8 protein-coding genes are annotated in these 9648 nt (G+C 71.6%); 5 read left to right on the forward strand and 3 right to left on the reverse strand.

Annotated features, from left to right (window positions below; all coding sequences use genetic code 11):
• The first annotated feature begins 67 nt into the window (after positions 1-67).
• A complete protein-coding gene (locus ACFXGX_RS04485; protein WP_384784564.1) occupies positions 68-1693 on the forward strand; it encodes a serine hydrolase domain-containing protein in 1626 nt (541 codons plus the stop codon).
• A 97-nt stretch (positions 1694-1790) separates the two neighbouring features.
• On the opposite strand, the gene ACFXGX_RS04490 is transcribed toward ACFXGX_RS04485, so the two are convergent.
• Together ACFXGX_RS04490 and ACFXGX_RS04495 are read right to left on the reverse strand one after the other, a co-directional pair.
• Positions 1791-2795, reverse strand: coding sequence for a HEAT repeat domain-containing protein (locus ACFXGX_RS04490; RefSeq protein ID WP_384784566.1), 1005 nt, complete (start codon positions 2793-2795; stop codon positions 1791-1793).
• A gap of 3 nt (positions 2796-2798) precedes the next feature.
• Entirely contained in the window at positions 2799-3512 is a 714-nt protein-coding gene (locus ACFXGX_RS04495; protein WP_384784568.1) for a HEAT repeat domain-containing protein, read from the reverse strand.
• Positions 3513-3638: 126 nt separating this feature from the next.
• Here ACFXGX_RS04495 and ACFXGX_RS04500 point away from each other — a divergent pair, with 126 nt between their 5' ends.
• Together ACFXGX_RS04500 and ACFXGX_RS04505 are read left to right on the forward strand one after the other, a co-directional pair.
• Positions 3639-4211: a chloramphenicol phosphotransferase CPT family protein gene (locus tag ACFXGX_RS04500; RefSeq protein ID WP_384784570.1), complete on the forward strand. Its 573-nt coding sequence runs from the start codon at positions 3639-3641 to the stop codon at positions 4209-4211.
• Between the two features lie 113 nt (positions 4212-4324).
• Positions 4325-5716, forward strand: coding sequence for a hypothetical protein (locus ACFXGX_RS04505; RefSeq protein WP_384784572.1), 1392 nt, complete (start codon positions 4325-4327; stop codon positions 5714-5716).
• Between the two features lie 13 nt (positions 5717-5729).
• Here ACFXGX_RS04505 and ACFXGX_RS04510 read toward each other — a convergent pair whose 3' ends face one another.
• A complete protein-coding gene (locus ACFXGX_RS04510; protein WP_384784574.1) occupies positions 5730-7922 on the reverse strand; it encodes an FG-GAP repeat domain-containing protein in 2193 nt (730 codons plus the stop codon).
• Positions 7923-8116: 194 nt separating this feature from the next.
• Here ACFXGX_RS04510 and ACFXGX_RS04515 point away from each other — a divergent pair, with 194 nt between their 5' ends.
• Entirely contained in the window at positions 8117-8617 is a 501-nt protein-coding gene (locus ACFXGX_RS04515) for a GNAT family N-acetyltransferase (protein ID WP_384784576.1), read from the forward strand.
• 27 nt (positions 8618-8644) lie between these two features.
• Positions 8645-9520, forward strand: coding sequence for a PhzF family phenazine biosynthesis protein (locus ACFXGX_RS04520; RefSeq protein WP_384784577.1), 876 nt, complete (start codon positions 8645-8647; stop codon positions 9518-9520).
• Positions 9521-9648 lie beyond the last annotated feature (128 nt).

Here is a 9648-nt window from a genome sequence, read left to right on the forward strand (position 1 = left end):
GGTCGCCGCGTCACCCAACAGCCGTGCAGCCGATCATCTCCCCCCCGTTGCACCGAGGAGAACGCCCATGGAGCCCGACATCGCGAGTGCGGTCTCGTCGACCGGTACGACGCGCAGGACGGCCATCCGGGGAGTGATGGCCGCGAGCCTGGCCGCCGGGCTGGGCGTCCGGCCGTCCCCGGCGGGAGCAGTGGGAGCAGTGGGAGCAGCGGAAGCGGAGGAAGCGGGGAAGGCGGCGGAAGCGGCGGCGGACGGATGGCAAGGGTTCGCCGCCCGGGTACGGGCCGAGTTCACCGCCATGGGCCTGGCAGGCGCGGCCGTCGCCGTGGTCAGCGGGGACCGCGTACTGCTGACCCTGCCGCTCGGCGTCCGCGACATCGAAAGCCGCGCGCCGGTCACCCCGTCGACCCGCTTCCTCGTCGCCTCGACGACCAAGTCGATGACCTCGCTGCTCGCCGCGACGTACGTCGACCGGCGGCAACTGGCCTGGGATCAGCGGGCCGTCGAGGCCTGGCCAGGCTTCACAGCGCCGACCGACCGGCTCACGCGCTCCCTGAGGGTCCGCGACCTGTTCGGCATGGCCACCGGCATCGACGAGCCGCCCGCCCTGTCCGGCCTCCACGAGGGAGACCCGACAGCCCCTGAGCTGCTCCGATCCCTGGTCACCCTCCCGGTCGTGGCACCCCCCGACACCACCTACCACTACAACAACACGGTCTACTCCGTGGGCGGTTTCGTTCCGCTGCTCGCCTCCGGCGTGACGGGTGACGCCCTGACTGGCACGTTCGCCGACGAGATGCGGGGCCGGGTGTACGGGCCGACGGGCATGGCCGGCGCCCGGATCGCGGACGACCCCCGGGGACTGGTCACCGACTTCATGCGCGGCTACGTACCGGACCTCACCGGCGCCAACAGGCCGCTCGCCTACGGGCCGGTCGGCAGCTACGCCCCCGCCGGCGGCACGCTCGCCTCACTCGACGACATGGCCGCGTACGTCCGCATGCAACTGCGGCGCGGTGTCTCCGTGGACGGCCGCCGTGTGGTGTCGGCCAGGAATCTCGCCGAGTGCTGGAAGCCCCACATCCCGGTCCCCGTGTCGCCCGTGTTCGACCCGGACGTCACCGCGTCCGGCTACGGAATGGGCTGGATCCACAACCGCTTCCGTGACGGCACCTCGCTGATCTGGCACAACGGCGGAATCGACGGCTTCACCTCGTACATCGGGTTCCTGCCCGAACGCGACCTCGGACTGGTCGTGCTCAACGCGATGAACCCGACCCCGACCGGACCGTACTTCTACCTCTACGTCCTCAACCTGCTGCTCAGCGAACGGTTCGGCCTCAACAAGGGAGTCCCGGCCAAGGCGCACGCCGCGTACCTCGCCGCCCTCGACGACCTGCGCGCCCTCGGTCGCCGGACCGCGCCGACCGACCCGGGCGCCACCGCACCGTACCTGGGCTACTACGAGGGCGGATACCGCCTCACACGCGACGGACGCGACCTGAACCTCCACCTCGGCCCTCGCACCCTGCCGCTCGGCATCCTGCCCGACGGCAGCTACGTGGTGACCAGCGGACTGCTCGTCGAGAACAAGGTCCTCCTCACCCGGGACGTCGACGACACGCCCCGCATCGAACTGGTCGGCCTGGAGACGGTCCGCCGCACCGTCGGGCTGGAGACTCCCCGCGGGTAGCGGCCGTCCGTCAGTGGTGGCCCGTGTCGTTGACGCGGAAGCGGTTGCCGTCGGGATCGGCGAGAACGACGAAGTCGGTGCCGCAGGGGGACAAATGTCAGCGCGCGTCGCGCAGGTGAAGGAGATAGGCCGCGGTCAGCGCCACGGCACGGTCAGGGTCCTTCGACAGTTCCACGAGCGCGTCCGACGTCCTCGTCCCCGGGATGCCCGCCAGCGCCTGGGTCAGCCGCCCGCGCGCGGGTGCCTCCGTGGTCGGGTGGGCGAGACGGTCGAGGAGCCCGTCCGCGAGCCGGTCCGCCGTGACGGGGTCGCTCGCCAGCACGCTCAGTGCGTCCGCCGCGTCGGTGTCGTTGCGTCCCTCCACGATCATGTCGAGGAGGGTCGGGACCGCGTCGCCCACGCCCCGTGTCCCCAGCGCCAGAGCCGCGTGCCCGCGGACCGCGGAGTCGGGGTGGGCGAGGGCACCCCGCAGATACGTGGTGGCCTCGGCGTCCGGCATCTCGGCGAGTGACCGAACGGCCCGTTCCCGTACCGCGGCAGTCGGGGAGGTCAGCCCCTCCGCGAGCAGCGCCGGTCCGCGGTCGCCGGAGCGCGCCAGGGCCCATCGAAGGGCCCCGGCGACGTTCGGCTCCGTCTCGCTCAGCACCGCTTCGACCAGGGCCTCCACAGGCACCGGAACCTCTCCGCCCGAGGACAGCGCGGCGCGCTGCCGGGCGTCGGCGCTCTTCGAGGCCAACGCCTGGAGCAGCGCGACGACTTGGAGGACGTCCTCCCAGTCGGCAGGCTCCGCGGCATGGATCCTGCGCAGCCGCGTGAGCAACTCGGTCTCCGCCGCGATGCGTTCGCGGGTCTCATCGATGAGACCGTCGACGAGCGACGAGGGCGTGAAGCCGGGATCGTCGAGCGCGCGCCCGATCTCACGCAGCGACAGCCCCAGCGACCGCAGGCTCTCGATATGGAAGATCCGCCGGATGTCGTCCCCGGAGTACTCCCGGTAGTTGGAGCCGGTACGCCCCGAAGGACGCACCAGACCGAGCGACTCGTAATGCCGCAGCATGCGGGCACTGACACCGGACCGTCGCGCCACCTCACCGATCAACACGCCCTATCGTCCCTCCTGCCCCGGCCCGTCGAGGACCGCGACGCGCTTCGCCTCCTCGATCGCCAACTCAAATCCGGCGTCCGGATCGCGCAGCAGCCGCTGGGTGGCGAGCGCGTGCGCACGGGCGCGCGGGCCGGGCGCCGTCGTCGCGGCGAGCAGAACCGGCACGATCACGTCTCCCAGTGCGACCAGGGCCCGGCTGAGACTGAGCTGAGTCTCCCGCCCACCGCGCCCGAACTGGGTCGCCAACTCCGCTGCCAGCTCGGCTTCTTCGCCCGCGGGCACGAGGACGACCGCGGCGCGCCAGGCGCTCCGCGCCACCTCGTCGTCGGCGTCGGACAGCAGGGCCGGTGTGATCGCCGGCCACCCTCGCCTGTCACCGATCTTGGACAGCGTGTGCAGCGCCTGGCTCCGTGCCTGAGCACGGTCCGAGCGGACCTCGGCGAGCAGCGCGGGAAGTGTCGTGGACACCGGGTGGCGGATGAGCGCCCAGGTCAGCATGTCGCGGACGAAGAACTCGGGCTCGACCGCGCAGCGCTGGACGAGGCCGGGGACGAAGCGGGGGTCGGGCGCCGAGCCGACCGCCAGCGCGGCCCGCAGCCGCACGGACGAGCTGCCGTCCTCCAGCCCCCGGAGCATGCGTACCGCAGCCGCAGCCGCAGCCGCAGTCGTGTCTGTGTCCGTGTTCGTGTTCGTGTCCTGTTCTGTGATCGTCATCGAGACCACCTCCTGGGCACGCAGTGAAGGCCTTGCCACCGTGTCAAGGTCAAACGGGACCGGTTCGGCGAGTCTCCTCGCCCAGCGGCACCGCGACGGTCACCGCGGCCGTGTGATCATGTCGGCATGACCGCCGGCCGCATCATCTTCCTCAACGGCACGTCCAGTTCGGGAAAGTCGAGTGTCGCCCGCGAACTGCTCGACGTACTCGACGACGGTGTCTTCTTCCATCTGGCGGTGGACGGCTTCAACGCGATGCGCACCAAGCGGAGCCTCGGTGAGGCGGAACTCGAGTCCACGCTGCGGCGGACGAGAATGGGCTTCCACCGTTCGATCGCCGCGATGGCCGAGGTCGGCAACGACGTCATCGTGGACCATGTGCTCAGCGAGCGGTGGCGGTTGCTCGACTGCCTGTCGGTCCTTCCCGCGGAGAGCGTGCTGTTCGTGGGCGTCCACTGTCCGTTGGAGGAACTCGTGCGCCGGGAGCGGGCGCGCGGAGACCGTCCGCCGGGCCTGGCCGCGCACCAGTACGACCTCGTGCACCGTCACGGAGACTACGACCTGGAATGCGACACCGGCACGTCGAGCCCGCGCGAATGCGCCGAACAGATCAAGGAGTTCCTTCCCCTTCGCCCGAGCCGGACCGCGTTCGCCCGGCTCCGTGATCGTCACGTGCGCGTTGCCCCCGAGGGGAGTTGAGACGGAAGGTGGGCCTACTCGTCCGTTCGTGGAGGGCTGTCGTCGTCCTCCTGCTCGCGTCGACCGCCATGACGTCCGTCCTCTCGGGGTGCTCCTCGAGCGGGGGAGCCGATGTGGAACTGGTCGTCCCCTCGGTCTTCTACGTCTCACGGGATCCGCACCAAGCCGCCTCCGACCTGCGAGTTGAGGAGAGGGCTGCCGGCGGGGAGACGGCCGGACTGCGGATCACCTTCGACGCCGCCGATCTGAAGGACGTCGTCACCGTCAAACGCGCGCTCGACGACTGTGTCGTCCACCTGCCCGTCTACCATTGCGACACGCAGGTGGGGCCGACGGGCGCGGGAAGCGTCCAGGCCTTCCACCTGAGTCCCGCGAAGGGCGCGATAGCTGGTGACTCCGGCGTCCTGCGCTACCGCGTCACCGCACCCGGCATGCGGCCCGTCACCGGACACACCCGCATCGTGGTCGGCCGACCGGTGCTCCGGGTCACGACTCAGTCCCGTCAGGGCCCCGTGGAACCCGGTGAGAGCCTCGCGGTCCGTCTGACCGTACGCAATGTCGGTGACGTGCCCGCCCGTGGAGTGGCGTTGAGCATGGAAGCACACGACGGCGTCACCATCGGCGACCGGCACCCCAACTGCCGCTATCGAGCGAGCACTTCGGCCAGGTGCCGGCTCTCCGCCGCCGACGTCGTCATTCCACCCGGCCGGTCGTACGGCCTGGCCGCCCCCGAACACCTGCGGGTCGCGGGGGACGCCAACTATCCGACCGTCGACGTGAGTGCCGCCGCCGTCGGCACCGAGTACGTGCCCCCGGCCGAGATCACATCACGGTACCGGCCGGGTGACGGGACGCCCTTGCGGCTCGTCCCGGCGACCGAGGCCGATCCCGGTGGGCCGGACAGGGCCGGGGACGGACAGCAGGTGCTTCACGTGCCGGTGCGCAACCGGAGCGAGCTCGCGGCGGTCGCCGACACGGCCCGTGGCCCCGTCGGCAGTCTGGCCGGCGTGCGGATCGGCGTGCGCAACAACGGCCCCGGCTCGCTGCCGGCCACGGTGAAAGTCGTCTTCACGGTGCCGGAGGGCACCACGGTCGTGGAGTCGCCGTACAGCTTCGAAAGCGACGAGGAGGTGATCGACCAGGACTGCCTGGCCGTCGCCGCCGATGGCACGCCTCTGGCCGAGGCATTCGTGAAGCAGCCGAGTGCCCGACGGTACGTGTGCACGGCTCGCGTCGAAGCCGTGGGGGCCACGACGACCTTCCCCTTCACCCTCCGCATCGACAAGGACAGCACCGATCGCGGCGGCCACGTCACGGTCTCGGACGGGGACCCCGCACGCCCCAGCCGGGACAGCACGCCGACCGACGACGCGGCGGACGTCGTCGTGTTCGTGTGGCCGGGCCCGGCCTGGGCCACACCCGGCTTCTACATCGGCGCTGCCGTCGCCGTCCCCCTGCTCGCCGTCGCCTCGGCCCTGTACGCGCGGCGCCGAAAGCTCCGGTAGTCGGCGGTGCCGATCAGGCGAGCGAGGCCCAGGACTTCCAGTACGTCGAATCCCCTGCCTGGACACGGCTCTTGAAGGTGCCCGTGCCGGTTCCCGCGTTGAGCCAGAGGGTGTTGGAGGTATCACGGGAGACGAGGTCGTTCCTGCCGTCGCCGTTGAGGTCGCCCGCGCCGATCACGTCCTTGTAGGTGCGGCCCCAGTCCTTGAACACCTGGACGCGGTCCTTGAGTTTGCCGGTGCGGGTGCCGTTGTAGCGCCAGAGCTTTCCGGAGCCGTCGAGGGCCAGGACGTCACCGAGGCCGTCGCCGTTGAGGTCGCCCGCGCCGATGACACGCTTGTAACCCGTCCAGGCGGTGCGGATCCTCACCCGCGGCAGGAAGCCGTCGGTACCGTTGTGGGCGTACAGGTAGAGATCACCGGAGGCCTTGTTCCGGGCCAGCAGATCGGGGCGGCCGTCGCCGGTCTGGTCGCCGCTGGAGAGCAGGACGTCGTACGCGCTCCAGTCCCGCGACAGCCGCCGGTAGGCGGAGTCGGGCGTGGGCAGGCCGCCGCACACGGGGGTGTAGAGACGCGCCTCGCCGCCGGGCAGCCGGACGACGAGGTCGTTGCAGCGGTTCCCGTCGAAGTCGCCGAACGGCACGAGCCGGGTCGCGGCCGCCCAGGGGCGCGCCTGGAACGTGCGCAGCGGATTGGTGCCGTCCTGCGTGAGCAGGTTCATCGTGTCGCCGAGGCCGGTGCCCAGGATGTCCGAGCGGGTGTTGTCGGCGTAGTCGTGCCACTTGGGCAGGGCTCGGGTGGCCGTGGTCGCGGTGAACGCGGCGGGCGAGGAGCCGTCGGACCCGGACTGCGTCCAGACGGCGACCGGGCGCCCCTTGTCGTCGGTCGCCACGAGGCCCGCGCTGGTGGTCCCGTCCGTCAGGGAGTTGAGGGTGCGCGGCTTGGACACACTGCCGACGCCGACGCTCTGGGCGACGAAGTCGCGGCGGACCGTGTGGCCCGAGACGAAGCGCTTCTGGGTGTACGTCAGGACCAGCGAACCGTCCGCTGTCCGAGCGCTGCCGAGCGAGCCGGCCTCGGTGTTGTCGGCCAGGTCCTGCCGGGCCTTCCAGCCGGTTCCGCTCGCGGGGCGCGTGGCGACGGCCGGGCCACTGAGGCCTGAACCGACCGCCGTGACATCGCCGTTCGGTGCGGTGAGCAGGTCGGCGGGCCGGGTGCCGTTCGCGTAGATCCCGGTGCTCTCGGCCGGACCCCAGTTCGCCGCCCCGGCGGGCTTGCGGGCGTAGTTGTTGAAGGAGAGCAACTGGAAACCGCCCTGCGGGTGGGCCGCCAGCGTGACCAGCCGGGGCTTTTCGCCGAGCTGCGGCAGATCCCGCGGCGCGGTCCAGGAGGTCGAACCGGCGGGCTTCTCCAGGTATTTGTAGTGCCACTGGTAGGCGGTGGGGTCCGGGTCGACGCCGTCCCCCGTGTAGTAGCTGTCGCCGCCCCAGATCAGCCCCAGGGCACCGTCCTTGGCGACGGCGAGGCGCAGATCCCGCAGGTGGTAGTCGTAGACGTTGTCGGGCCGGACGATCGGCTCCGGGAGCCGGTCGAGGACCGTGGGCGCGGACCAGGCGCCGGTCGGTCCGGGGCGCTCGGACACGGTGAGCCGGTGGTCCTTGTCCATCCAGGCGACGGCCTGACGGCCAGAGGGGCCGGCCGCGACCGTGGTGACGGCGGTTCCCCGGTAGTAACCGTCCGAGGCGGAGGTGCCGACCGCGACGACCTCGGCCGGCCCGAAGGCGGTGGCGTCGGGTGCCAGCCGGGACATGCGCAGTGTGCCGCTCGTCGCGTCCGCGGCCTTCTCCCACCATACGAGGGTGAGCGCGCCGTCGTCCGTGCGATGGAGCGTCGCGCCCGGGGCGGGCTCGGTGGATCGCCAGGTCGAGCTGCCCGCGGGCCTGACCGACAGCACGGTCTTGCCGCCTTGTTCGAAGAGGCCCGCCAGGGTGCCGCCGCGCGACGACTGGAGGTCGATCACCCGGGTGACGCCGGGAAACTGCTTCGGCGTGGCCCAGGGACCTGACCCCACGGCGGTCGCGGCGGTGCTGCCCGTCGTGGCGGTGGCGGCGGCGGTGGACGGGACCGCGTGCGCACACGGCGCCGTCACGGTCAGTGCGAACACGGGAACCAGCGCGGTCCCCAGAAGCGCGCGCGAATACGTGATCATGTGGAAGGCCCCCCCAGGCTTGATCTCATGAAGTAGTCGCAGCGTATATCAGCCAAGATCACGGAAGGGGCCGCCCCGGCGGCGCTCACGAGCGGGCAACGCGTGGGCGCGGGTCCGTCACCGCCGACGGGATCGCCCCGCGCTTCGGGCAACACCCCGTCGGACGGCCTGTCCTGCCTGCATAGAGTTCGGGCATGTCCGTTTCGCCGCACCTGCAAGAGATCACCCCTGACAACTTCGAGACCGCCATCGACCTGAGAGTCCGGCCCGACCAGGAACACGCGGTGGCACCCGTGGTGAAGTCGCTCGCCGAGGCGTACGTGCACCCCGGCATCGCCTGGCCCCGGCGCATCTGCGACGGCGACGAGGCCGTCGGCTTCCTCATGGCCTTCTTCGACATCGACTGGACCGGCGACGGCACCGACTTCCGCTCCGGGCTCTGGCGCCTCAACATCGCGGCCGGCCGGCAGGGCCGGGGCTACGGACGCTTCGCCGTGCGGTCGGTGGCCGCGGAGATCCGGCGGCGCGGAGGTACGCGCCTGACCACCACCTGGCATCCCGGAGAGGACGGCCCCGGGGATTTCTACCGGACATTGGGATTCCGGCCGACCGGAGAGACCAGCGGCGACCAGACGGTGGGCGCGCTGGAACTGGACCGGACGTTGACTCCCGCCGCGTCCGGGCGGCCGGAATAGCCCCCGGACGCCCCGCGTTCCACGATCATGACAACCAATGCGCCGCACGCCGAGGTTCTGCGCTACACCGCCTTCTCCAGCACCCCCGACGGCGGAAATCCCGCCGGTGTCGTTCTCGACGCCTCCGCCCTGGACGACAGCGAGATGCTGGCCATCGCCGCCGACCTCGGATACTCGGAGTCCGCGTTCCTGACCGCGCCCCCGGAGGACCTCGGCGTCCCGGAGGGACGGGCGTACACCATCCGCTACTTCAGCCCGAAGGCGGAGGTGCCGTTCTGCGGGCATGCCACCGTCGCCACCGCCGTAGCGTTGGCCGAGCGGATCGGGCCCGGTGAGCTGGCGTTCGCGACGCGCGCCGGCGTCGTACCGGTGGAGGTGGCCCAGGAGAACGGGACGGTCCGGGCGACGCTCATCAGCGTCGAGCCGCGCGTCGAGGAGATCGCCGACGCCGATCTCACGGAGGCGCTCGCCGCGCTCGGCTGGCCGGCCGGCGATCTCGACCCGGCCTTCCCGCCCCGCATCGCGTTCGCGGGTGCCCGCCACCTCGTACTCGCGGCGGCGACGCGTGCTCGCCTCGCGGATCTCGCGTACGACTTCGCGCGTCTCGAAGCCCTGATGCACCGCCTGGATTTGACCACGGTCCAGCTCGTCTGGCGGGAGTCGGCCACGGTCTTCCACGCCCGTGACCCCTTCCCCGTCGGCGGAGTCGTCGAGGACCCGGCGACCGGCGCCGCGGCCGCCGCGTTCGGCGCCTACGTCCGCGAGCTCGGCCTGGTCCCCGAGGAGGCCGTCCTTACCCTGCACCAGGGCGTGGACCTGGGCCGTCCCGGCGAACTCACGGTGACCCTGCGCCAGGGCGACCCCCGAATCCGCGTCAGCGGCGCGGGAACGCGCATCGACTGACCGGTTGGCTCCGCCATTCCTCGCACACCGTCGCGAGCCCGCCGACGCGCCGAAGGGGCCGCGCCGACGAGCGACGAACCCGGGAAAGCGCACGGCCCATCGTCCGCCCCGCGCACACGAGCGCGCGG

This window comes from Streptomyces sp. NPDC059371 (assembly GCF_042751995.1).
In the GTDB taxonomy this organism is placed as follows: domain Bacteria; phylum Actinomycetota; class Actinomycetes; order Streptomycetales; family Streptomycetaceae; genus Streptomyces.

Bases quoted from the DNA above. Each gene is read 5' to 3' on its own strand.
- ACFXGX_RS04500 (WP_384784570.1), top strand. From the start codon at position 3,639: ATGACCGCCGGCCGCATCATCTTCCTCAACGGCACGTCCAGTTCGGGA.
- ACFXGX_RS04515 (WP_384784576.1), top strand. From the start codon at position 8,117: ATGTCCGTTTCGCCGCACCTGCAAGAGATCACCCCTGACAACTTCGAG.
- ACFXGX_RS04485 (WP_384784564.1), top strand. From the start codon at position 68: ATGGAGCCCGACATCGCGAGTGCGGTCTCGTCGACCGGTACGACGCGC.
- ACFXGX_RS04510 (WP_384784574.1), bottom strand. From the start codon at position 7,922: ATGATCACGTATTCGCGCGCGCTTCTGGGGACCGCGCTGGTTCCCGTG.
- ACFXGX_RS04495 (WP_384784568.1), bottom strand. From the start codon at position 3,512: ATGACGATCACAGAACAGGACACGAACACGAACACGGACACAGACACG.
- ACFXGX_RS04520 (WP_384784577.1), top strand. From the start codon at position 8,645: ATGACAACCAATGCGCCGCACGCCGAGGTTCTGCGCTACACCGCCTTC.